The sequence below is a fragment of the Mesorhizobium temperatum genome (assembly GCF_002284575.1).
Classification (GTDB): domain Bacteria; phylum Pseudomonadota; class Alphaproteobacteria; order Rhizobiales; family Rhizobiaceae; genus Mesorhizobium; species Mesorhizobium temperatum.
This window is the reverse complement of the sequence record NZ_NPKJ01000041.1, coordinates 140,692-164,801: the sequence shown is the minus strand read 5'-3', so window position 1 is coordinate 164,801 and position 24,110 is coordinate 140,692. Positions and strand designations below refer to the sequence as shown.

Annotated in this window: 20 protein-coding genes and 1 pseudogene; 10 read left to right on the top strand and 11 right to left on the bottom strand. The window is 61.4% G+C overall.

Annotated features, from left to right (window positions below; all coding sequences use genetic code 11):
- Positions 1 to 3: 3 nt before the first annotated feature.
- Positions 4 to 1,410, top strand: coding sequence for a TRAP transporter large permease (locus CIT26_RS12775; RefSeq protein WP_095492908.1), 1,407 nt, complete (start codon positions 4 to 6; stop codon positions 1,408 to 1,410).
- Entirely contained in the window at positions 1,407 to 2,456 is a 1,050-nt protein-coding gene (locus tag CIT26_RS12770; protein WP_095492907.1) for an L-idonate 5-dehydrogenase, read from the top strand. Before CIT26_RS12775 ends, CIT26_RS12770 begins: the two co-directional genes overlap by 4 nt.
- Before the next feature lie 59 nt (positions 2,457 to 2,515).
- Here CIT26_RS12770 and CIT26_RS38745 read toward each other — a convergent pair.
- From CIT26_RS38745 to CIT26_RS12740, 7 genes and pseudogenes are all read right to left on the bottom strand, one after another.
- Positions 2,516 to 2,653 (bottom strand): annotated as a pseudogene (locus CIT26_RS38745) (Tn3 family transposase); the annotation flags it as partial.
- 32 nt (positions 2,654 to 2,685) lie between these two features.
- Complete coding sequence (locus CIT26_RS12765; protein WP_206072757.1) at positions 2,686 to 3,552, bottom strand: class I SAM-dependent methyltransferase; 867 nt, start codon at positions 3,550 to 3,552, stop codon at positions 2,686 to 2,688.
- Positions 3,533 to 4,435 carry an alpha/beta fold hydrolase gene (locus tag CIT26_RS12760; RefSeq protein ID WP_206072756.1) on the bottom strand — a complete coding sequence of 301 codons (903 nt, stop codon included), beginning with the start codon at positions 4,433 to 4,435 and terminating at the stop codon, positions 3,533 to 3,535. Before CIT26_RS12760 ends, CIT26_RS12765 begins: the two co-directional genes overlap by 20 nt.
- Positions 4,436 to 4,501: 66 nt before the next feature.
- Entirely contained in the window at positions 4,502 to 5,182 is a 681-nt protein-coding gene (locus CIT26_RS12755) for a hypothetical protein (RefSeq protein WP_095492906.1), read from the bottom strand.
- A gap of 209 nt (positions 5,183 to 5,391) precedes the next feature.
- Positions 5,392 to 7,026, bottom strand: coding sequence for a response regulator transcription factor (locus CIT26_RS38275; protein WP_280951110.1), 1,635 nt, complete (start codon positions 7,024 to 7,026; stop codon positions 5,392 to 5,394).
- A 342-nt stretch (positions 7,027 to 7,368) separates the two neighbouring features.
- Positions 7,369 to 9,876 carry a TRAP transporter permease gene (locus CIT26_RS12745; RefSeq protein WP_167391394.1) on the bottom strand — a complete coding sequence of 836 codons (2,508 nt, stop codon included), beginning with the start codon at positions 9,874 to 9,876 and terminating at the stop codon, positions 7,369 to 7,371.
- A gap of 164 nt (positions 9,877 to 10,040) precedes the next feature.
- Complete coding sequence (locus CIT26_RS12740) at positions 10,041 to 11,024, bottom strand: TAXI family TRAP transporter solute-binding subunit (protein WP_095492903.1); 984 nt, start codon at positions 11,022 to 11,024, stop codon at positions 10,041 to 10,043.
- A 117-nt stretch (positions 11,025 to 11,141) separates the two neighbouring features.
- On the opposite strand from CIT26_RS12740, the gene CIT26_RS12735 reads away from it, so the two are divergent.
- Positions 11,142 to 12,014, top strand: a complete 873-nt coding sequence (locus CIT26_RS12735; RefSeq protein ID WP_167391384.1) for a MurR/RpiR family transcriptional regulator — start codon at positions 11,142 to 11,144, stop codon at positions 12,012 to 12,014.
- 12 nt (positions 12,015 to 12,026) lie between these two features.
- On the opposite strand, the gene CIT26_RS12730 is transcribed toward CIT26_RS12735, so the two are convergent.
- Positions 12,027 to 13,349 carry an aspartate aminotransferase family protein gene (locus CIT26_RS12730; protein WP_095493064.1) on the bottom strand — a complete coding sequence of 441 codons (1,323 nt, stop codon included), beginning with the start codon at positions 13,347 to 13,349 and terminating at the stop codon, positions 12,027 to 12,029.
- Between the two features lie 94 nt (positions 13,350 to 13,443).
- On the opposite strand from CIT26_RS12730, the gene CIT26_RS12725 reads away from it, so the two are divergent.
- The 3 genes from CIT26_RS12725 (at position 13,444) to CIT26_RS12705 (ending at position 15,706) form a co-directional block, all read left to right on the top strand.
- A complete protein-coding gene (locus CIT26_RS12725) occupies positions 13,444 to 14,301 on the top strand; it encodes a beta-keto acid cleavage family enzyme (protein WP_095492901.1) in 858 nt (285 codons plus the stop codon).
- Positions 14,302 to 15,011: 710 nt separating this feature from the next.
- Entirely contained in the window at positions 15,012 to 15,383 is a 372-nt protein-coding gene (locus CIT26_RS37545; RefSeq protein ID WP_245319381.1) for an AMP-binding enzyme, read from the top strand.
- Positions 15,384 to 15,439: 56 nt separating this feature from the next.
- Positions 15,440 to 15,706 carry an acyl carrier protein gene (locus CIT26_RS12705; protein ID WP_095492900.1) on the top strand — a complete coding sequence of 89 codons (267 nt, stop codon included), beginning with the start codon at positions 15,440 to 15,442 and terminating at the stop codon, positions 15,704 to 15,706.
- Between the two features lie 72 nt (positions 15,707 to 15,778).
- Here CIT26_RS12705 and CIT26_RS12700 read toward each other — a convergent pair whose 3' ends face one another.
- Complete coding sequence (locus CIT26_RS12700; protein ID WP_095492899.1) at positions 15,779 to 16,471, bottom strand: N5-glutamine methyltransferase family protein; 693 nt, start codon at positions 16,469 to 16,471, stop codon at positions 15,779 to 15,781.
- Positions 16,472 to 17,262: 791 nt separating this feature from the next.
- Here CIT26_RS12700 and CIT26_RS12695 point away from each other — a divergent pair.
- Positions 17,263 to 17,937, top strand: a complete 675-nt coding sequence (locus tag CIT26_RS12695) for a LuxR C-terminal-related transcriptional regulator (protein ID WP_095492898.1) — start codon at positions 17,263 to 17,265, stop codon at positions 17,935 to 17,937.
- 93 nt (positions 17,938 to 18,030) lie between these two features.
- On the opposite strand, the gene CIT26_RS12690 is transcribed toward CIT26_RS12695, so the two are convergent.
- Positions 18,031 to 19,560: a PAS domain S-box protein gene (locus CIT26_RS12690; RefSeq protein ID WP_342587010.1), complete on the bottom strand. Its 1,530-nt coding sequence runs from the start codon at positions 19,558 to 19,560 to the stop codon at positions 18,031 to 18,033.
- Between the two features lie 473 nt (positions 19,561 to 20,033).
- Between CIT26_RS12690 and CIT26_RS12685 the strand changes: the two genes are divergently transcribed.
- Positions 20,034 to 20,744 carry a helix-turn-helix transcriptional regulator gene (locus CIT26_RS12685; protein ID WP_095492897.1) on the top strand — a complete coding sequence of 237 codons (711 nt, stop codon included), beginning with the start codon at positions 20,034 to 20,036 and terminating at the stop codon, positions 20,742 to 20,744.
- A gap of 133 nt (positions 20,745 to 20,877) precedes the next feature.
- Here the strand turns inward: CIT26_RS12685 and CIT26_RS12680 are convergent, their stop codons facing one another.
- Positions 20,878 to 21,180, bottom strand: coding sequence for a DUF982 domain-containing protein (locus CIT26_RS12680; protein ID WP_095492896.1), 303 nt, complete (start codon positions 21,178 to 21,180; stop codon positions 20,878 to 20,880).
- Between the two features lie 216 nt (positions 21,181 to 21,396).
- Between CIT26_RS12680 and CIT26_RS12675 the strand changes: the two genes are divergently transcribed.
- Positions 21,397 to 22,542 carry a glycosyltransferase family 4 protein gene (locus CIT26_RS12675; RefSeq protein ID WP_095492895.1) on the top strand — a complete coding sequence of 382 codons (1,146 nt, stop codon included), beginning with the start codon at positions 21,397 to 21,399 and terminating at the stop codon, positions 22,540 to 22,542.
- Entirely contained in the window at positions 22,503 to 24,041 is a 1,539-nt protein-coding gene (locus tag CIT26_RS12670; protein ID WP_095492894.1) for a glycogen debranching N-terminal domain-containing protein, read from the top strand. The genes CIT26_RS12675 and CIT26_RS12670 overlap by 40 nt, the downstream gene beginning before the upstream one ends.
- The last annotated feature ends 69 nt before the right edge of the window (positions 24,042 to 24,110 follow it).

Below are 24,110 nucleotides of genomic sequence, written 5' to 3'. Positions count from 1 at the left end.
GCCATGCTGCTTCTGATCGGAGCCTTTCTCGTCCTGATGCTGGTCGGCGTGCCCGTCGCTGTGTCGATGGCGGTGTCGTCGCTGCTCTATCTCGTCTTCTATGGCGTGGCGCCCGACATCATTGCCGCGCAGCGCATGATCGCCGGTGTCGAGAGCTTTCCGCTGCTTGCCGTGCCGTTCTTCATCTTCGCCGGCAATCTCATGAACATCGCCGGCGTCACCGGGCGTATCTATTCCTTCGCGCTGGCGCTTGTCGGCTGGATGAAGGGCGGCCTCGCCCAGGTGAACATAGTCGGATCGGTGGTCTTCGCCGGCATGTCGGGCGCAGCCCTTGCCGATGCCGCCGGCATCGGCACCATCGAGATCAAAGCCATGCGCGACCACGGCTATCCCGTGGAGGCGGCCGTCGGCGTCACCGCGGCGTCCTCGACGCTCGGCCCGATCTTCCCGCCGTCGCTGCCCTTCGTTATCTACGGCATGATGGCCAACGTCTCGATCGGCGCGCTGTTCATGGCCGGCATCCTTCCCGGCGTCGTCATGACGGTGCTGATGATGGTGACGGTCGCGATCTTCGCCCACCGTCGGGGCTGGGGTTCGGACACGCCGTTCAAATTGAACCGGCTCGCCGCCGCGTCGATCGAGGTGGCCGTCGTATGCTGTTTTCCGCTGGCCGTTTATGCCCTTGTCGAGATGGGACTGTCGCTCAATATTGCCGTCGGCATCGCGCTCGTCATCCTGATCGCCTGCGACTGGTACTTCGACTTCTCCGCCGTTATGGCGCTCATGACACCGATCATCCTGATCGGCGGCATGACCATGGGCTGGTTCACGCCGACCGAAGCGGCCATGGCCGCCGTCATCTGGTCGTTGTTTCTGGGGCTCGTGCGCTATCGCACGATGACACTTTCAGCCCTGGCCAAGGCGAGTTTCGATACGATCGAGACGACAGCGTCGGTCCTCTTCATTGTCACCGCAGCGTCGATCTTCGCCTGGTTGCTCACGGTCAGCCAGGCGGCGCAGCTCTTCTCGGTCTTCATCACATCGCTGACCGAAAACAAATGGGTGTTCCTGATCCTGGTGAACATCCTGATGCTGGTAGTCGGCTGTTTCCTCGACACGATCGCCGCGATCACGATCCTTGTGCCGATCCTCCTGCCGATCGTGGTCCTCTACGGCATCGATCCGGTGCATTTCGGTCTGATCATGACGCTCAATCTGATGATTGGTCTCCTCCATCCGCCGCTCGGCATGGTGCTGTTCGTCCTCTCGCGGGTCGCCAAGCTATCGGTCGAGCGTACGACCATGGCGATTTTGCCCTGGCTCGTCCCGTTGATTGTCGCGCTGATCCTGATCACCTTCATCCCCGCCATCACGCTGTGGCTGCCGACGCAAATGGGACTGATCCGATGATCGACAGCGCAGTCGCCGCGACGCTGTTCGGCCCCGAGGATCTGCGCGTCGTCGAGCATCGGCTCGGCCCCCTCGCGCCGGGAATGGTGCGCGTGCGTTTCGGCGCAGGCGGCATCTGCGGTTCCGACCTGCACTATTTCCGCCATGCGCGGACCGGCGATTTTGTCGTCACATCGCCGCTCGTGCTTGGCCACGAGGTCGCCGGGGAGATTGTGGAAATCAGAGCGGACGCGCCCGGACTTGCCGTCGGTGATCGCGTGGCGGTCAACCCGTCGCGCTGGTGCGGACAATGCGCCCGATGCGCGGAGGGCCGCGCCAATCTCTGCGAAAACATCTACTTCATGGGTTCGGCGTCGAAAACGCCGCACATGCAAGGCGGTTTTGCCAGCGTATTCGACGCCACGCCTGCGCAATGCGTCAAGGTTCCGCATGATATCGCCTACCAGGCAGCGGCACTCGCCGAACCGCTTGCCGTCAGCCTGCACGCACTGGCGCGGGCCGGCGACATTGCCGGCCGCAACGTCATCCTGTTCGGCGCCGGCCCCATCGGGCTCCTGACCATGCTCGCCGCCAGGCTCAAGGAATGTGGCGAACTCACCGTCGCCGACATAGCCGAGGCGCCGCTCGCCTTCGCCAGCAAACTTGGAGCAAACAGGACGATCGACCTGTTCGGCGGCGACGACGAGCTCAAGGCGCTCGCGGCCGACAAGGCGATCGATGTCGCGTTCGAGATTTCAGGCACCGCAGCGGGCCTCGCGGCGGCGATCGCCAGCGTCCGGCGCGGCGGCACGGTCGTTCAGGTCGGCAATCTTCCGGGTGGTCAGATCCCAGTGGCGGCCAATGCGGTGATGGCCAAGGAAATCGACCTGAAAGGCACGTTCCGCTTCGGCACGGAATTCAACCAGGCGGTCGATCTCATCGTCGGCGGGGATATCGACGTCCTGAAGCTGGTGACCGCCGAACGCCCCCTTTCCTCGGCCCATGATGCGTTTCGCCTGGCCGCCGACCGCTCGCAGAGCGTCAAAGTCGTGCTGACCGCCGACTGAGGAGCTTTTTCCGGCGCTTCCCACCAGGGGTCGGTTCCGGTAGGGGGCGAAATGACACTCTAAGCGTTCTGCTCCTTCGGCCACAGATACTCGCCAGTCAGTAAAATGTGCGCCCAGCCCAGCGGCGAGATGTGCGCCAGAAGCTCCGGCGGTACATCGTATCCTTCTTTCCGTCGTTCCGCGACGGCATGGCCGAGGCGCGAGCGTCGCGCCATCAATGGCCGCGCGGTCACTTGGTCCCGATGCCAATATTGACGGGGTTTCTCAGGATGGCCGAGCCGTCATCGCCGGCCCGGTCGCGCACCATGCGATCGAGCGTCTGGCGAATGACTCCGCGCTCGCCTTCGCTCAACGCGAGGCTGCCAAGCACTTCCTCGACAATTGGATTGCTCCACACGATCCAATCCCATAGCTCAGCACCTGACTTGAACGCCGTGCTCTCGGTGATCGTCTCGACATTGACGTCCTTCAGTCCGGCCTTCGCCAGTTCGCGGGCAAGCCGCTCCGGATCGCTGAGCTGAAACGGCACTGGCGGCGGGTCCATTGGCGGACCATTAAACTCCGGGCGTACCGATTGAACAGCCCCAACCAAGAAAGCGAGGAAGTCAATTCGATTCGGGTCGCCATAGGCATTGACCAGCACCCGCCCTCCAGGTTTGACGACCCGCGCCATCTCCCGAATGCCCCTCGGCATGTCGGGAAAGAGCATGACCCCAAACTGAGATCCCGCCACTTCGAAGCTGTCGTCGTCAAAGGCGAGCGCATGCCCGTCCATTACGCGGGTATCGATTTCCAGGCTTTCCCGGCTGACGCGCTCTCGCAGCAGGCGGAGCATGACGGGCGACTGGTCGACGGCGACCACCTCGGCACCGATCCGAGCTGCCGGGATACTGAGCGCGCCGCTGCCGGATGCAATGTCAAGAAGGCGCATACCCGGGCGGAGCCCTGCCCTGACCAGACTCTCATTGCCAAGCCACATCTGTGTTTCGGTATTCGTACGATCGTAACCCGAGGCAATTCGGTCCCAAGCCTCACGTGTGTCCGGCAGCGCCTGAGGAGCCGCGGATTCGGCCTCGTTAAGCGCAGCGCGTAGCACCTTGACAAATGCGGCAGGCTGCTCGATCGGCGGATCGTCGGCTGCGCCGTCGATAATGTGGAGCGGCCACCTGTAGCCGGAGGCTCGCTGCTTCGGCTACAGGCGATGGAGTGGCAAGGTCATGCCGCCCCCAGATCAGGACGGTCGGGATTCTGATGCGCGCCAGTTCCTCTGATGGGATTGCAGGAAATCCAAATTGCTCCATCAGACTTTGCTGGGTCGGCTTCAACTCCGGCGCCTGCGCGCGATCGAGATTGTAGGCCCGCAGATGGTCCCAGCTTTCGCCCATCCGATCGCGCAGCGAGTCGAGGTCGAAGGCGCACCGCTGCCAGAGGCGATCATGGTTTTCCGGACTTGGCTCGATGATGAACGCGGAGAGCGCCGCGCCAAATTCAGGCGCCGGCTGAAACGGCGCGAGGCCGAGCGCATCCGACAGCACCAGGCAGCGGAGCTGGTTACCGTGCTTGGCGGCAAAGCGAGCGGCAATTGCGGCGCCGAGAATTTGGCCGACAAGAATGGGCGGTGTCGGGCAGGTGCGTTCGATGAGTTCGCCAAGCCACGCGAGAACACGATCGGGATGGACCGGACCCTCGATGGTCCCCGACGTGCCATGGCCCGGCAGATCCGGCGCGATCACGTGATGTGTTCTCACAAGATCCGGAAGAATTCGCAGCCACTTTGCTGCATATTCTCCTGGGCCGTGCAAAAGCACGACCGGTGGTCCCGCGCCGCCTTCCAGTAGCACGGTCGAGATGCCGGCCAATTCGAGCCGCCGTTCGGTAATCGACAGCCCGGCGAGCAACCGCTTGCGGGCAGCTTCTCCGGATATGCGGTTCGATTCAAATGCCGCCGGAGTGGCGGTGTAGTCTTCAACGTGAGTCATCAATGGCCTCCCTCATGTTGATAGGACGATTTCGTCTTGCACGTGCCGCCTGGCCTCTTGGGTTGCTCACGCGCTGGAGCGCGCGCTGCGAGCGGTTGACGCGCTGTTCTCGGCTCGCGCGAGCCCCAACCCGAACCACAACGTCCAAAGGGCCATCACGAAGGACGACGCAACCCAGACGAGGCTGCCCAGCCCGATTCCGAACCACATGCCCAACGGCCAGCCGACAAAGGCCGCAAGCCCGGCCACAACTCCGACCAGTGACGCCCAAGTCGGCGTTACCTGTTGCCGGCTCAGCGCCTCATTGCCGGCGATCACGGCAACTGCCAGACACAGGAACATAAAGCCGTTGGCTTTGCCTTCGGCAAACGCCCACCAGGTCGTGAATCGCGCCATATCGTTGGCGGCGACGGCATCGGCGACGGTGGTGGCCTCGACCACGGCGGTGGTCATCGTCCAGAGGGCGCCGACCGGCACCACCGCCCAGGCGGATAGGGTCCACCAGCGTTCGGTCAGGCGAGAGCCCGCGGTGAGCACGATCAGGCTCGCGACTACGAACAGCGACAGTGCTGTCGCGGCGGCCCAATGCACGACCACCCACAGGGTGACGCCATTGGCGATGACCTGCATTTGATGGGCGAGGTCGGGATGGATTGGCCCGTGGCCGATAAGGACCAATCCCAGGAGAACAGATGCGATCGCGAGCCAGGCGCCTGCGACCCGCATCCCGTTATCGGCATTTGACATCGCTTGCTCCTTTCGTTGTGGTCGGATGTTTGCAGCGCTATCACAGTGCGTCCCGCGATCTGTGGGCGACCCGCGCCGAGGCGCCGCGCGTCCATGACCGGTCAGTTTCAGGTGCAAGCTAGGTTAAGGCGGAAGGGAGGCGGCGCTTCGGGCGAACCACCCAATCGGCGCCGGCGATGCGTGGGTGATTCCACCCACGCCAGACGCGATCAGATGAGGCGGTGTTCGTAAGCCCAGGCGGTGGCTGCGGTGCGAGTGGGGACATCGAGCTTGTTGAAAATATTGCTGACGTGCCTGTCCACTGTCTTCCCGCTCAAATGCAGTTCGTTGGCGATTTCCTTGTTGGTTTTACCGGAAGCGATCAGGCGGAGAACCTGCAGTTCGCGGGCAGAGAGGCCGCGGGCTTCGTCCGGCCGCACGTCAAGCAGGCTATCGACGCGAGAAACGTCCGGCGTGGCACCGAGCTGCTGGAACACTGTCCGGGCTGCCTCCAACTCCAGTGCCGCACCGTCGTTGTCACCGAGCGCGCGGCAAGCCTGGCCTATCATGACGCCTACGCGCGCTGCTTCGTATGGCGCTTCGACTTGCTGCCACCCCTCGAGTGCCTGGCGCAGCCAAACCACCGCAGCCTGCGCTTCGCCTTCTGCCATTTCCACCGCCCCCCGCGCGTGGGCGGCAAGGGCGCGCAGCGGTTCGGTTCCGTAGCTTTCTGCAACGTCCGCCAGTTCGTGGCAGGCACCCCGTGCTTCCTCGATGTCGTCAGCCGCCAGCATGATCTCGACGTGAGCAGGCAGCAGCCGAATGCGCTTCACTTGGTCGGTCGTCGCCGCCATGACGCGCCGGATTGCGGCCGCAGCCGCATCGATGTGCCTTTCGGCCAACCGCAACAGGGCAAGGCCCGGCTGCGGTTCGAAGCCATATTGGCTTGCACTCCGATATGCCTGCTCGGCCGCGTCAAAGTCTCCGCGAAGGCGGTGTACTTCCGCCAGCTGATACCACGCCCCAGCAGTATCTTTCCGATTGTTCGACTGCGTCAAACGCTCTACGGCCTGCTGCGCTTCGTCGACCGCGTCCTGCCATGCGCCGCTGAGCCGCTTGATCTCGGCGCGATGCATCAGGCAGGTGCCGCTGAAACTGATCAGCTGGGACTGTTCGGCGCACCATCGCCCCAGGGCGGAGGTCCATTCGCGTGCGCGGCCCAGAGCATGGACTTGCTGACACGCTTCGATCACGCTGCAGTAGATCAAGCCGGTAAGCAGCGGCGACAATTCGCCGGCCGTGACCGAAACCATCGCCTCGTCGAGGAGCGCGAAACCTTCCGCGGTTCGCCGCTGTCGCAACAGAACACGGCCCTGCAAGTGCCGTGCACAGGCCACCAGATCCGCGTCCGCAAAGCGCTCGCCAATCTCGACTGCGCCGCTCGCCGCAGCGTAGGCCGCTTCAAGGTCGCCCAAAGCAAGATGCTGTTCGACGTGGGGCAGCATCAGGTAACCCTGTTCGGCACAATCATCTGGCTCGCGTTCGAGCAGCCGATGCGCCCGCCCAAACCAGCCGGCCGCCTGAGCCATCTCCCCGCGAAAGACAAGGCGCAGGCCAAGCCAGAAGGCGCAACGGGCGGCGCGATGACACTTGCCAGCGTCGAGATATGCACGATGGGTTCGCTCCAGCACCCGCAGGTACTCCTCGTCGCGCCCGGTCAAATAGGCCGACATCGCAAGCCGTTCGAGATCGTCCACTGCGAGCGGAGCCGCTTCATCGGCGTGCGAGAGGAACCGATAGGCGTCGTCCCACGCCCTTTCTTCGTAAGCCTCACGACCGAGGGCGAGCTGATCCGTCTCGTCCAAGGACCCGCTGTTGAATTGCTGTCGATCTGACCTGCCCATCGGCATTGGTTCCGGAGACGAACAGAAATCCTAGCCATCAATGGCTGCTTTGGAGCCAGGGTGAAGTATAGCATGCACGAACGCGAATGACCCGGAATGCACTTAAAAGCGCTCTGAATGGGAACGTCCCGGACGACAGCAATGAGTCGCACCATGCCCGTCTACTAGGTGCCCGTCCAATCACCGTTGTATGGCGGAAACCGGCCATATCCCCGTCGTGGGAACGTTGCCATGGCGCTTGGGGTGTCATTTCGCCCCCTACCGGAATCGACCCCCCACCATCTGTTATCAACCGCTTCAGACTCAGCGCGCCGGCCCGGTTTCCTTCCTGTCCGCCTGCTTGCGCGCCCGCGCAAACTGCAGCCCGGCGACGCCGGTGGCCGCAGCGAGCGCCAGGCCGATCGGAATGAGGCTCGAGGGCTGGTCGGCCTTTCTGAGCACGGCCACGACGTCATATCCGACATCCAGCCCAATGCGTTTGGCGTAGGATCCGAAATCGACATTGCTGATCATCAGCGCGTCGCCCGCTTGCGTGATGGTAAGACCGATGCCGCGCAGCCGCTCCAGCGGCTCGCCCGGCTCGCCGAGCGGCACGTTGACCGTTTTGCGTACATCTTCGCCCATGAGGTCGACGCCCTCGACGACGAAATTGATGCGGCCATCGGCCGGCGTCTGCGCGACCGCCGACAGGAACTCGCTCGCCGGCAATTCCTCGTAAGGCGGCGACACCTGATTGAGCCACCAGTCCGGCCGAAACAGCGTGAAGCAGATGAGCAGCAGCGCCGCACTTTCCCACAGACGGCTTTTGATCACGAACCAGTTCATGGTCGCGGCCGAAAACAGCAATATTGCAATCAACGACACGGTAGCCACCCAGATCGTCTGGGGCCAGGTGTCGACTCCGATCAGCAGGATCGCCGGATTGAAGATGAAGACGAACGGCAGGATCGCCGTGCGCAGCGAATAGAGCGCGCCCTGGAAGCCGGTGGCGATCGGGTCTTCCTTGGAAATCGCCGCCGCAGCGAAGGCCGCCAGCCCGACGGGCGGGGTGATGTCGGCCATGATGCCGAAGTAAAAGACGAAGAGATGGACCGCGATCAGCGGGATTGGCAGTCCGGCCTGCGCGCCGAGATCGACCACCACCGGCGCCATCAGCGTCGCGACCAGGATGTAATTTGCGGTGGTCGGAATACCCATGCCGAGCACAAGGCTGATCGCGGCGATGAGGATCAGCATCAGGATGACGTTGCCGCCGGAGATGAACTCGACGAGTTCCGTCATCATCAGGCCAAGACCGGTCAGCGTGATCGTGCCGACGACGATGCCGGCGGTGGCCGTGGCGATACCGATGCCGATCATGTTGCGGGCGCCGAGCGCCAGCCCGTCGATCAGGTCGTCCCAGGCAGCCCGCACTGAGGCGGCGAGGTTTTCTTTACGGAACACGGCCATCAGCGGCTTGCGGGTGGCGACGATACCGAGGATCGACAGGGTCGCCCAGAATGCCGAGAGGCCGGGCGACATCTGCTCGACCATCAGGCACCACAGAAGCACCGCGATCGGGATGAGGAAATCGAGCCCGGTCCGCGTGACGTCCCAGGCGCGCGGCAGTTCCAGGATTGGCGCGTTCGGATCGTCGAGTGCGAGGTCCGGATAGCGGGAGGAATACCAGACGGAGGTGACGTAGAGAGCGACGCCGGCGATTGCGAGCACCGGCGGCGCGGTCCCGCCGAAGACAGCCTGGATCGCAACGATGCCGTAATAGACGATACAGACGGCGAGAACGCTGCCGGACAGTCCCAGCCCCATCCGCAGCATCCGTTCTCTTGCCGGCGTCGGACGCTGCGGGATCGTCTTCAGGCCCATCTTTATCGCTTCGAGATGAACCATATAGAGCAGCGCGATATAGGAGAAGACCGCCGGCAACAGCGCGTGCTTGACGATCTCCGAATAGGGAATGCCAACATATTCGACCATCAGGAAGGCGGCCGCACCCATGACCGGCGGCATGATCTGGCCGTTGATCGAGGCTGAAGCCTCGATGGCACCCGCCTTGACGCCGGAAAGGCCGGTGCGCTTCATCAGCGGGATGGTGAAGATGCCGCCTGAAACCACATTGGAGACGGACGAGCCGGACACGACGCCGTTGAGAGCCGATGAGACCACGGCGACTTTCGCAGGGCCGCCGCGCAGATGGCCGAGCAGCGCGATGGAGATCTGCATCATCCAGTTGCCTGCGCCTGCCTTTTCCAGAAGCGTACCGAACAGGACGAAGAGAAAGACGAAGCTCGTCGACACACCAAGTGCAATCCCGAAGACGCCTTCGGTGGTCAGCCATTGATGGTTGAGAAACTTGTTGAGCGATGCGCCGCGATGCTGAATCACGTCCGGCATGTACTGGCCGGCAAAGGTGTAGAAGATGAAGACACATGCCACGACCACCATCGGAAGGCCGAGCGCGCGGCGCGTCGCCTCGAGAAGCAACAGGATGCCAACGGTGCCGGTAACGAGATCGAGCGTGGTCGGCTGCCCCGGCCGTCCGGAAAGCTGGACGTAAAAGAGAAAGAGGTAGGCGCCGGCAAACCCGCCGACCACGGCCAGCACCCAGTCAAGCAGCGGCACACGATCGCGGGGAGAGGATCTCAGCGCCGGATAGGCGAGGAACGTCAAAAACAGCGCGAAGCCGAGATGGATGGCGCGCGCTTCCGTATCATTGAGGATGCCGAAGCCGAACACGAACGGCAAAGGCGAAGCGTACCAGAGCTGGAAAAGCGACCAGGCAACTGCAACCCAGAGCAGGATTCGAGCGACTATTCCGCTCGGATGCCGGCCACCCGTATCAGCCTCCGCGACAAGCTGTTCGAGCTCTTCGAGATCGACGCCGGCCGGTTGTCCCCTCACTTCGCTCATGACGCCTCCTGTTGCGGATGGCCCGGCGGGTCCGCTGGATCCGCCGGACTGTCGTCAGGTCACGAAGCTTACTTCAGCCAGCCCTTCTCCTTGAAGTATTTTTCAGCGCCCGGATGCAGCGGCGCGGAATTCCCCTCCGACACCATCTTGGCCGGATCGAGATTGGCGAAGGCTGGATGCAGCGACTTGAACTCGTCGAAATTCTCGAACACCGCCCTGGTCAATTGATAGACGCTCTCATCGGGAACCTTGGCCGAAGTCACCAGCGTGGCGAGCACGCCGAAAGTCCCGGTATCGTCGGGATTGTTTGCGTAAAGGCCGCCTGGGATGATCGCCTTGGCGTAGTAAGGATTCTCGGCGACGAGCTTGTCCACGACTTCTCCAGTCAACGGCACCAGCTTGGCACCGCAGGTGGTCGTCGGATCCTGGATGTTCGCGGAAGGATGGCCGACGCCGTAGAAGAACCCGTCGATCTTGCCGTCGCAGAGCGCCGGGCCGTGCTCGTCAGCCTTCAACTCCGATGCGAGCGAAAAGTCGGCCAACGTCCAGCCCATCGCACTGAGCAGACGTTCCATGGAAGCGCGTGTCCCGGAACCGGGATTGCCGACGTTGAAACGTTTGCCCTTGAAGTCCTCGAATTTCGTCACGCCGGCATTCGGATGCGCCAGGACCGTGAACGGCTCCGGATGGATCGAGAAAACCGCGCGCAGGTCGGTATGGGCGCCACCGTCCTTGAATGATTCCAGCCCCTTGTAGGCGTTGTACTGGACGTCGGACTGGGCCATGCCGAAGTCGAGTTCGCCTTCCTTGATCGTGTTCACGTTGAATGCCGATCCGCCGGTCGATTCGACCGAGCAGCGGATGCCGTGTGTCTTACGATCCTTGTTGAGCAGGCGGCAGATAGCACCGCCGGCGGCGTAGTAGACGCCGGTGACGCCACCGGTCCCGATGGTAACGAAATTCTGCTGCGCCATTGCGCTGGCCGAAAACAGCAGCGCGGCCGACAAGGCGGCGATCTGCGCTCCATGGCGTGCAGTCCGGGCATGTTTCATCTGGTTCTCCCTTGGTACTTTGCGTGCCGTCGCGGCCGTCCGGTGTTTTAGTGTCAAGGCACGTCGATGCATGCTACGATTGTTGCGCTTTATCAATCAAGGGAAATGCTTGTTACAATGAATACGCGGGAGATGGGTTTCGACGCGATTCTGGCGCGCATATTGACCGAACTCCCCGAATTGAGCTCAGAACTGCGCAAGGCGGCGCGATTCCTGGTCGATCATCCCGACGAGGTGGCGCTGGTTTCCATGCGGGTTCTGGCCGCGCGATCAGAGGTGACACCGACGACCTTCGTGCGATTGGCGCGGCGGCTGGGCTTCGGTGATTGGGCGGCGCTGCGCAAGCCGTTCGAGGACCGGCTGCGCTCCGGCAAGGCGCCTTTCGCGGCAAGGGCCGATGCGCTTGTCAAGCGCGGGTCGGAGGCGATTTTCGCGGAATCGCTGAGGACGACGGTTGCCAATCTGGCGGCGGCCGAAGCGGCCAACGGCAGCGAAGAAATAGCAAGGGCTTGCGCGATACTGGAGAAGGCACAGCGCATACGCGTCGCCGGGTTCCGAAGCTGCCGCGCGCCCGCCCACGCGCTCGTCTATCTCTGCCGGATGTTTCGGCGCGACGTCACGCTGCTCGGCGGCGACGGCGGTGCGATCGAGGCGGAACTCGCAGCGCTTGGAAAGAGGGAAGCGGTCGTCGCGATCGGCTTTTCGCCCTATTCGCGTGAACTCGGGCCGGTGATGGAGGCTGCGCAACGACACAGCGTTCCGATTATCGCGATCGTCGACAGCGTGGCTGCTCCGATCGCGCGGCATGCGGACGTTACATTGCGATTCTCTACCGACAGCCCGTCTTTCTTCCCGTCGGTAGCCGCAGCTATGGCTATCGTGGAAGCGCTGGCTGCAACGATGCTGGCGCGCAGCGGGCCGGCAGCCGCGGCTCGTGTCAGGGAGACGGAATTGGAGTTACAGGCGTTCGGTGCCTATCTGCCGGAATGAAGGGCGCTGGCGCTATGCCACTGCAGCGTCTATCGCGTCGCCGAGCCGTTCGACAACCGCATCGATTGCTGCGGCGTCTATGATGAAGGGCGGCGCAAGCAGCACATGATCGCCGCGGACGCCGTCGATCGTGCCCCCCGCGGGATAGACCAGCAGTCCGCGCGCCATCGCCTCGCGCTTGACGCGCCCATTTAGTTTGCGGTCCGGATCGAACGGCTCTTTCGACGACCGGTCTTCGACCAGCTCAAGTCCCATGAAAAGGCCACGCCCGCGAATGTCGCCGATATGGGCATGGTTGCCGAACCGTTCGCCCAGTCGCCGCGAAAGGTGTGCGCCCATCGCCCGAACATTGGCGAGCAGATCGTCGCGAGCGATCACCTCCTGGACGGCAAGGGCTGCTGCGCAGGCCATCGGATGGCATATGTAGGTGTGGCCGTGCTGGAAAAAGCCGGAGCCTTCGGCGAACGCGTCGAAGATGCGGCGTGAAAGCAGCACCGCACCAATAGGCTGGTAGCCTCCGCCGAGGCCTTTGGCGATTGTCATCAGGTCGGGCGCGACACCGTCCTGCTCGCATGCGTGCAGCGTCCCGGTGCGGCCCATGCCGCACATCACCTCGTCGAGGATGAGGAGCACACCGTAGCGGTCACAGATTTCCCGGATGCGCCCGAAATAGCCAGGAACGGCAGGCACCGCTCCTGCTGTCGCGCCGACGACAGGTTCCGCGACGAAGGCCATGACGGTGTCCGGACCGAGTTCGAGAATTTTATCCTCGAGCGCCTTGGCGGCGCGCAGGCCGTAGGCCCCCTCGCTCTCACCGGCTTCCTGGAAGCGGTAGGCATAGCATGGCTCGACGTGATGCGTGTCGATCAGCAACGGGCGGAATTGGGCGCGGCGCCACTCATTACCCCCGACAGCAAGAGCGCCGAGCGTGTTGCCGTGATAGCTTTGTCGGCGGGCGATGACGTTTCGCCGCTCGGGTTTGCCAGTTTCGACGAAAAACTGCCGTGCCATCTTGAGCGCCGCCTCCACCGCTTCGGAGCCGCCGGACACGAAATAGGCGTGGCTAATACCTTGCGGTGCGCCAGCGACGAGCTTGTCGGCCAATGTCTCGGCCGGCTCGTTGGTGAAGAAGCTGGTGTGGGCATAGGCGAGCTTGTCGGCCTGTGCGTGGAGCGCGGCCGTCACGTCGGGATGGCTGTGGCCGAGGCAGGAAACCGCCGCGCCGCCTGACGCGTCGATATAGGCGCGGCCATCGCGGTCGAAGAGTTCGATACCCTTGCCGCCAGCCGCGACGGGCAGGGTCGCATGGATCTGGCGATGCAGGATGTGTGTCATGCTTTCCTCGATTGACGATGGCGCGATTTGGAGCGAACCTATCATGCAACATATGTTACATAGTGCGCAATACTGAAACGATTGGACTGCACCTATGACCGTCGACAGGGACGTGACCGGCCCCGGGTTTATCGCACCGACGGCGATCGCCGTTGCGCCGAATGGTGGACGGCGTGGCAAGCAAGACCACCCTGCCCTGCCGATCGACCCCCAGGAACTGGCCCGGACCGCCGCCGCCTGCCTCGAGGCGGGTGCCGCTATGATCCATACGCATGTCCGCGATCGCGATGGCGGCCATTTGCTCGACGCGCACGCTTATCGCGAGACGACGAAAGCGATACGCGATGCGGTAGGCGAGCGGCTGATCATCCAGATCACCAGCGAAGCGGTCGGCCGATACCAGCCGGCCGAGCAGATGGCGATTGTTCGCGCTACCCGCCCTGAGGCGGTTTCGCTGGCGCTGCGCGAACTGGTGCCGGACGCTGCCCACGAGACCGCTTTCGCGGAGTTCCTGTGGTGGCTGAAGAGCGAGCGGATCGCCCCTCAGATGATCCTCTACGCGCCCGAAGAGGCTTCGGCCCTAGCCGCCATGCAGCAGCGCGGGCTGGTGCCTTTCGACGACATCCCGGTGCTCTATGTGCTCGGCCGCTACACGCCGGGACAGGTTTCGCGACCGGCCGACCTGCTTCCCTTCCTTGCGCATGACCGCCCACGCTTCGCGCACTGGATGGTCTGCGCCTTCGGTCGGGAAGAAACCGCTTGCGTTACGGCCGGTGCGCTGCTGGGCGGCCATGCCCGCGTCGGGTTCGAGAACAATTTTACTCTGGCCGACGGCACAACCGCCAAGGACAATGCCGCGCTCGTAACGGCGACCAAAGGCGCCCTGACTGCTTGCGGCCTCAGGACCGCCCAGGCCAACGACCTGCGCGCCGCTTGGTCCATCCAGCGCTAACCCTCGCCCGTCACCTTGACGCAGGTTTCCTTTTCTCATCAAGCGCGGCGGCAAGATCTCGAGATGTAAGCGATCCGTAAGCGGCCTTCCGTCAATGCCGACCCCGACGGATGAGAGCTTGGGCCATCTCTGCCGTTCTCGGAACGGCCGAGCAGCGGCCTCGTCGGTTCGTCACATTTGTCAAAAATCTCTTTGCTACGCTGCAACCGAACGCTTTGACCGACGTTAAAGTTGCAGCGGGCCTGGGGAGGCATTATGCGGACATACCTCGTCGAACAAATGGAGGGCGATGATGTGATCGCGGCGCGTATCATCAACGCGCCGAGCCCCTTCAGAGCCGCCGCCATGTCGACAGATCGACATGTTACTCTCCGAACGTGGGAAAAGGATTGGATTCGCGTAACTGACGAGAACCGGGGACATATCTTTGCATACTGCTTTGTCTCCGCCGAAGACTCAGACACCAGCGGGCCTACAAAAGCACCGAATAAACCAAGAAAAGGCCAAAAAGCTGATCAGAGGGCCGGGTAAGCGCAAACCACTGATCTTTTTGCCCCTCGCTGCGTGATATCGCCCAGAACCGCGAACGCGACGAATTAAGCCAATAGCGGCGTCGCTGGCGGTACGCCAGGCGCGATCGGCTGCGCCGCGATGTGACAGCCAACGGGAAGCAAGCGCGGCCGTTTGGCGAAGATCGCGGCTTCATCAGAATGATCGATGAAAAGATTTCGGCCGGGGGCGATGGTGCGGTCGAGCAGATCCGCCGCGCTCAGTCTGCGGGTCATATAAGACTTCTCGGCCATTCGCTCGGCGGCGCGGTCGCATTCGAAGCTGCGGCACGAATGCTGACAGCTGGGGCGATCCGTGAAGTTCGTGGGAATCCTGGCGTTCCGGACGAGTTGTTCGGACAAGCGGTGAAAGCCTTCGTCGTGATCGAGCAAGGAAGAATCGTCGGCGAAAGGCAGTTGCAGAAAGAATGCCAGAGACGATTGGAAAACTTCATGGTGCCGAAGTCCATCGTGATCGTACCCAGCCTAACGATGACGGACACGGGCAAACTCAAAAAAACGGCACTGTCATGAGGCGGTTTCTGGATGAAATTGATCAGCATTCATCGTTTGTATCGGAGGAGAATTCAATGTTGTCTACCAAGGATAGAGCCGAAACCTGCAAGGATCAGATCCGCGCTTTCCTGGCGTCGAATTTCTACATGGCCGACGCGGATGCTCTGGAGAGCCACACGTCCCTTCTCGACCAAGGCATCGTCGACTCGGCAGGGGTACTCGAGGTTATCGGCTTCATCGAGGAGACCTTCGGTATCACCGTCGAAGACAGCGAACTCCTGCCGGAGAATCTCGATTCCATCCAAGGAATTGCGCAATATATTCTCCGCAAGCAAAACTGATTGCCGACATCTTGCCTAGCGTTGTTCTACGCCGCCGACAGCGTAACAGAGCCTGCCGCAGTCTCGCCACGCTCACGCTTGCGGCGTGGTATGTCCCATAACCACCCTGCCCTCGCCGGCTTCGTTCGTGACCACGCGGATAGTTTCGTACGCCTTGGAACGCTCCAGCAGACTGATGACCTGCCGGTCCTGGCCGAGGCCTACCTCAAAGAGCAGGATGCCTCCGCGCCGCAAGTAACGTGGCGCGTCCTTGATCACCCGCATATGGATGCTCAGGCCGTAGGGACCGGCCGCAAACGCTTCCCGCGGCTCGAGTTCGGTCAGATGCGCGCGGTCGCCCTCGAGCCGCTTTTCCGAAATGTAAGGGGGGTTGCAGATGATCACGTCCATCGTGCCATCTAGCTTCAAGCCCGAGAAAGCACTGAACAAGTCGCCCTGAAGCACCGACACGCGATCCGCCATGACGTGATGGGCGACGTTGCGGCGCGCGACTTCGACGCATCCATCGGTGAGATCGCTCGCCCAGACAAGCGCGGTGGGGGCGTAATGCGCGATGGCGCAGGCCAGATTGCCGGCCCCGCAGCACATGTCGATAACGCGCGGCGCCGGCAGGTTCATTTGACTCAGAACATCAAGTGCGGTCGTGCCGAGCAACTCCGTCTCCGGCCGGGGAACGAGCGCACCGGGCGCGATGAGCAACTCCAGCCCCATGAAGATGGTGCGGCCTTTGCTGTAGGCTTCGGCGACACTGATCTCTTCGCTCACTGACAGACCCCCTTCCTGACTTGCCGGTCCCGGTGTCCGACAATTGCGTACCCATTAAGTGTATCTCAAATTCATTAAAATTCTCGATGGGCAATCGAAAAACACTCGTCGCCATAGGCTTGAAGACATGATGCAACGGAAGGGGTGATCACAAGCCTCTCATCTGTCGCATGACTAGGAATATTGCCTCATGATTGGGGATATCAGCTTTTCCCACCTCCGCTATCCCAGCCTTGTAAAGGCAATCCCAGAATTCTCGGTCCTGCGTCACGATTTTGCTACATTTTAATCAAAAGGCACATATACGTAAGCAAATCATAATGTTTCGGTAGCTAACGGAAAGCAGCCGCTTCCCGCAAAGGCGAGAGGGTTTACCGATCATCGACAGGACCAACAAGTTCGCGCCGCAATTTCGCACGAAAGATCGCAGATCATGAAGCCAACGCAAGGGCGCTCGCTCTACGTTCCACTGTGTTCGGCTCAATGCGCGGGCTGATCGGCGGCACCGGAACCGGGAAGTCGCACCTGGCCATCGCCACAAGGGGGTCAAAATTGGACGCCGATCGGGGGCCAGTTTTGCAAGCCGTTTGACACATGCGACGACGTCAGCGGCTCTCGTTCACAGGGTCAAAAAAAAGAGGAGCCTTACCTGTTATTTAGGATTATATTAACAATCTGACGCGTGCGGTGTTGGGGCACCGCGGCGTTGACTGGATGAATCGACGAGTGATTGGCCACGACTTTAAGGCCCATGACCGTTCCATCCGTCTAGGTTTGGTTGGGGTAGTTCAATGTATCGAATCGTCATCGCCGACGATCACGGCTTGTATCGTCGTGGCTTGCGATTGGCACTGACCGCAGGCATTCCAGGTGTGGAAATATTTGAGGCGTCGTGTTTCGATGCCGTACTCAATCTGTTGGCGGAACAGGCGTCCGTTGATCTTGCGATCTTGGACTTGAACATGCCGGGATTGTTCAATCAGGAAGTGCTCAGCGGCATTCTGTCGGCTTATCCGGATACGCGATTTGCGATTGTTTCCGGAAACGATTCACGCTCGGAGATACTCACGGCTCTCTCGATCGGACTTCACGGCTATATCGTAAAGTCGCAAAGAGACGAGGAGGTCGTTATGGCCGTCAACGAAATCCTCTCGGGCCGCATCTACGTGCCTGCACTTTTGTCGCGCCCGGGTGCCGCGCAGGCAACTCACGTACCTACTCCCTCCGAGCATATCCCACCCCGACGTACCACCAGTGGCAATCTTGGCAGGCTGACCTCTAGGCAAAAGGAGGTCCTCAAGCTGATGGCGGAAGGGTACTCGAATAAGGAAATTGCGCGCGATCTGGAAATCGCCGAAGCGACGACGAAAATTCATGCCGCTGCGGTTCTGCGTGAGCTTGGGGTACGGAATCGAACAGAGGCTGCCGTTATGCTGAAGACCTGGCTAACGAGGGATGTCAATTAGAGCGCCGCATCCTGGACGCGCAAGGGACGCTCTAAAGCTTTGAACCTGCGCGTTATGCCTTCTAGAAACGAGCCCGATTTTTGCGTCAAAGCGTTAAGGGCCGATTTCCTTGCGCGACAGCCGCAGCGAATATCGCAGCCCGTGATCCGACATTTCCAACTTAGGCGAGTAACCGACAAGCGGCGCCCCATCCACTCCGATTATCATGGAACCGAATCCATGACGGACAACTTTTGAAGTCCGCCGCCGCCCCGATTCCACCCACTCGAACACGATGTCACTGCGTGCGTCTTCAGACGCGAATGTCCAATTTACCTCGACCCGGCCTTTTGAATCGCCAAGCGCTCCATGTTTCAGGGAATTGGTCGCAAGCTCGTGAACAATCATCGCAAAGCTCTCGGCGGCGCCGCCTGACATCGCAACGGAGGGACCGCTGACTGATATATCGCGTGTCCCCATGTACGGTTGCAACTCCTGAACAACGAGATCGTGGAGCATTCCCGACGCGCTACTGTTGCCTGAAAGGAGCAGATGCGTTGCCTCAAGCGAACGAATCCGGTCGATGAGCGTCTCCTTGTACTTGGCGACATTGTTCTCCGGAACATTGACCATTTTCACCAGCGCCGTGATCACAGGAAATAGGTTGCTGAACCTGTGGCGTTGTTCGAGCATAATGCGCTCCCGCTTCTTTGCCGCGGCGCGCAGCAGCGTGGTTTGTCGTCGCTCGGTCAGGTCGGCGGCCACGCCGAGCCGCTGTAGACGATCATCGTATTTCTCTTCCCTTCCGCGCAGGGCAACCCAGCGGATATGTCCGTCCGGTCGTCGGACGCGAATCTCGACGTCGTAGTTCGTGACTGATGCGAGCTTTCTCGATGCTACCAGCTTTGGCCAGTCCACCGGATGGACGACGGCTGACAGTTCCTCCAAACGGCGGCTAGCGGCCGGGGGCAGGCCGAGAATGTCCCAGAACGTGCCCGAGCCGGTGACGATCCCGTCTTTAAGGTCGATCCGCCACGTGGCCAAACGTCCGGCAGACAAAGCGAGATCCAGCCACTCCTTCTGAGCCCGAAGCGCTTCGTGTACGGCTCGTCGTTCCGAGATATCGTCGACCACCACGAAGATGCTCTCTGAGAGAACCCCGTCAGGCACGGACGAAGACAGGGTTAGCCGCGCCCAGAATGCCGAACCGTTCTTTCTTAACAGACGAACCTCCGAAGCGAACGAAGCAGAGTCGTTACCCAGGCCCGCCAGCAACTGCTCCAAGGCATCACGGTCGTCCGGATGAACGAGTGTCTCGAGCCGCAAATGGGCAAGCTCCTCCTCCTCGTAGCCAGTCATCTCACTGAGGCGTCTGTTGGATTGCAGCAGCTCACCTTTCTCGTTGGTGTTTGCGAATCCCATGGCGGCGCGTTCGAAAGCCCAACGGTAGCGGCTTTCAGTTGCTTCGACGGCGGCGAGTCTGGCTTCTGCTACTTCCAGCAGCTCACGCAAGTCCTGCCGCAGCCGATGAAACGTCACGGCAATCACGCCGCCCGAAACCACAAGCAAAATGGCGCGCGCCCAATCTTCGCTGGATATCTGACCATGCAGGGTGCTTCGTGCCCATAGGCCGGCAGCCACCATCAGGATTGTCGCCGCAAGCGCAGGCCCACGGTCTTCAAGGTAGGAAATGATAATAATAGCTGGTATAAACTCCAGAAAACTCGATCCCTCCCCAATATATACTGACGCTCTTGTTTCAAAAATCAGTGTAGCAGCCAGCACCAATACGGAGGCAATGTGAGTTAGCAGTCTGACTGATGGGTTCGAATCCGACCTGCGCGACTGCGAGTTCATGGGCATAGACTACAACCTTTTGACTAGGCCGTCGAGACTAGAGCAAAAAACGTACAACCTAGTACGACTGCCGGATTGCCATACCACTATCACAGCGCGCATTTTATCTCGCGGGGGGAGCATGACTTGGTCATAACTCCTCAGAATAGATCGAATTTCAAGGTAGTAGGGCCCGTTTTTTTACGAGCCCTTTGCAAGAAGACTGTTCGTAAATCACGAACGATTTACTACGGGCTGACGAACCTTTGGGGAGGTTAAAAATGACTATGATCGAGAGACACAGTGATGCCGTCGCGGGCAACCGGAACGTTACAATAGGAGCCAAGTATAACCCAGGCGCAAAGATGATGCGGCCGGCATATGCTTATCATTCGATTGGTGCATCAGATCGACCGGACGCAGGGGTCGACGAACCGCGGAGACGCAGCCTGGAATCCGTCACCGGGATGCTTGATCGCATCGGCTGTGGCTATCTCGTACTGAACCGCGAAAGAAAAGTCATCGAATGGAATGCCGCCGCTCAAACCACGCTGGAGCGCCAGGGCGAGCCGGCTGATACAGCCAGCGAGCTTTCGGTAGCCCTAAAACGGCTGATCGCGAATGTTCCGGCCCATTTCCTGCCGGGCTCCCTCTCTTGGGTGGTGATCCGCAGCAGAGGTGACAGGCCGGTGGTACTGAAAGAGAACGGCCTTATCGCTCCTGACGGAACGAGCATTGTGGCATTGTTGGACCGTGAGAACAGGTCGGGGCCAAATCCTCAGACACTGCAAAGGATGTTTGGCTTGACGAGCGCAGAAACGCACCTTGCGCTGCGCTTGGCTCAGGGCGATGCGCCGTTGGAGATCGCCCGCAGTTGGCGCCTCAGCCGCACCACGATCCGCTCCCAGCTCGCCTCGCTGTTCGCCAAGACCGAAACGAGACGTCAGGCGGAACTGGTGGCTCTTCTCGGGCGCATTTCGGTCTTGCCATAAGGGCCGGCTTGGATCCAGGCACCCGGGCATCGGCCCTGCAGATCGCGCGTCGCGTTGCGCGGTTCGGGGGCACCGGCTTGCTCAGCTAAGCCAGGCTCCGACAAGCAGAGGCCAACCTCAGCAGTCGCGACGTCTATCGCCTCGGCGCGTATACGCTGTCCATCTTTTCGCCGCCCATCGGCAGCGCCATGTCGTCATCCAGCAGCCGGGTGATCCGGGCAAAGCCCGTAAAAGCCTTTCTTGCTTCCTCGGCAGACATCTGGCCCGCCAGAGCCGCAGCGCAGCAGTTCAGCGCGCATTGGTACACCGGGCCGCGCCGCCCTTTCGGCCAATGGCGCAAAAACGTCATCGCTTCGTTGACACTGTCGATTTCTTCGACAGGTTTCCCCTGCCCGCACGAAATTCGCACCGGCGTAAAGAACTGCAGGCGATTCATCGTTTCCTCCCGGTCGATCGCGATGCGTTCGATCGAACCTAACTAAATTCACGGCCAGCCAATTGGTTCCCGGCAAAAAATGCCCACCCTTGCTAAATGGCAACGGGTCGGCTGAGTGAATCGCCAGTCATCGCCCGACTTCTTGCCGTGGCGGGAACGTTCGGGGGGGTGATGCATTTCGACTTCAGCGATGATCTTTGAGGGAAATGCCAGACTATGAGAATAGCCCATGTGGCGCCGCTCCATGAATCCGTACCGCCTCGGCTCTATGGAGGTACGGAGCGCATTGTCTCCTATCTGACCGAAGGATTGGTCGAGCTTGGCCATGACGTAACCTTGTTCGCCAGTGGCGATACAAAAACGTCGGCAAAATTGGTGCCGTGTCGCGAGCGTGCGCTGCGTCTTGACCCACGCCCGCTGAAATCCGAGACAGCCGCGCACCTTTCGATGCTTTCCGAGGTGAGGAAACGATCTCAAGAATTTGATATCATTCATTTTCACCTCAGCCATTTCCTGCATTTTTCTTTTTTCGAGCACATGCCCGAGCGGACGGTGACGACGCCGCATGGCAGGCTCGACTATGTCGATCTGGCGCCGGCCTATGAGCGTTTTCCGCGCTTTCCGATGATCTCCGTTTCCCGTAGCCAAAGAACGGGGCTCGCCAACGCCAACTGGCTGACGACGATCCACCACGGGCTGCCTATCGAGCTCTACAAACCGGTTTTCGAGCCGAGCCCAGGGGAGCCCTACCTCGCCTTCCTTGGCCGGATGTCGCGCGATAAGCGTCCGGATCGTGCCATCGAGATCGCGCTGCGCTCGGGGCTGAAACTGAAGCTTGCGGCAAAGATCGGCGACGACGACCGCGCCTATTTCCGAGAGATGATCGAACCGCTGGTCGACGGTGACCGTGTCGACTATGTCGGCGAGATCGAGGAGGACAAGAAGGCGGAATTCCTCGGCAAGGCGGCCGGCCTCGTATTCCCGATCGACTGGCCCGAGCCGTTCGGTCTTGCCGTCATAGAAGCGATGGCCTGCGGCACGCCGGTGATCGCCTGGAATTCCGGCGCCATGCCGGAAATCGTCGATCAAGGCATAACCGGTTTTATCGTGGATTCCATGGAAGGCGCCGTCGCATCGGTGCCGGGCATGCTGCGGCTCGACAGGAGGAAGGTGCGAGCTGTTTTCGAAACGCGGTTTTCCGCCAAAAGAATGACCCGCGACTACGTTTCCGCCTACGCGCGCCTGATTGGTGCCTCGGCCGAAGCAAGAGCGGTCGTGAGCGGCATTACCTCGGGGGGCGAAACGAGAGAGATATGTAGCGAATGGCCCAACTCGACGAGCGCAAGCTTGATCCCGCCGTAGCACTTGCGTCCCTGGACGCCACCGCACCTCGAGAGCCGCATCGGCTGTTCGCCCTCAAGCAAGGCGATTGCTTCGCCGTGGCCGACGCCTACGGCGATATCCGCGGCGCCGGCGACGGTTTCTTCCGTGACGACACGCGAGTGCTTTCCGAATTCCGGCTGACCGTCGGCGGCCGGCAGACATCGCTGCTTGGTGCATCGCTCAGCCAGGACAATGTGCTCTTCACCTCCAACCTGACCAATCTGCCGATGCAGAGCGTCCGCGGCCGGGACATTCCGCAGGGCGCGATCGATATCGAACGCGTCAGGCTGCTTTGGCAGGACCGGCTGTTTGAACGCATCAGCCTTTCCAATTACAGCCAGGAACACTCCACCATCCGCGTTTCGCTGCATTTTGCCGCCGATTTCCGCGACATGTTCGAAGTGCGCGGCTCGACAAGGCTGAAGCGCGGCATGGCCCATACTGCCGAGATGGAGGCGAGCTCCGTCCTGCTTCGCTACGATGGGTTGGACGGGCTGGCGCGGATGTCGGCGATATCGTTCTCGCAGGCGCCGGACCATCTGACGGCCGACCGTGCGGATTTCCTGATTGCCGTGACGAGGCGCAGCAGCAAGGTGCTGTATGTCGAAGTCGGTCCCGAAGTGGCGGAAGCGCCGAACCGCGATCGCTTCCGCGCCGCCGCGGCCCGGGCTCGCTTCGGCATGCGGGCCAAGCGCCGCCATGGTGCCACGGTGCACAGCTCCGGGCGCGTCTTCAACGATTGGGTCGAGCGCGCTCGCGCGGATGTGGCGCTGCTGACCACGGAGCTTTCGACAGGACCCTACCCCTATGCTGGCATTCCTTGGTTTTCGACGGCGTTCGGCCGCGACGGCGTGATCTCCGCTTTGCAGATGCCGTGGCTCAACCCGGGCCTGGCGCGAGGCGTGCCGGCCTTCCTTGCCCAGCACCAAGCCACAGAGACATCGCCGTTCAGCGATTCGCAGCCGGGCAAGATCATGCACGAGACCCGCAAAGGCGAAATGGCGGCGCTGCGGGAACTCCCGTTCGGTCGCTACTATGGCGGTGTCGATACGACGCCGCTCTACATCCATCTCGCCTGCGCCTATGCGGACCGCACCGGCGACATAGCCTTCGTCGACAGCCTGTGGCCGTCGGCGGTCCATTTCAACATGCGGCTGCCCGAACTGTTCTGCGGTTTTACCCGCGCGCCGGGCGAAGCGCCGATCGCCTATCCCGTCGCCTGCTTGCCGCAGGCGTGGTCGGCTGGGTCTGCCTTCATGCTGATGCAGGCCTGCCTCGGCCTGCAGATCGACGGCTGGGACGGCGAAATCCATGTCACCCGGCCCAGGCTGCCGATTGGTATCGACATGCTCACGCTGAGGCATCTGGGCGTTGGCGCAAAGGCGGTGGATCTCACCTTCCAGCGCGTCGGCGACAGGATCGTCGCCTTTCTCGCCGACCGGCACGAGGGCTTAGTGCCGCTCATCGTACGGACCTAGTTTGGCTTTGCGCATCGAATTGACCGCGTCGCTCCAACTACCGGAACCGATGGCCCCATCCGTGCGTTG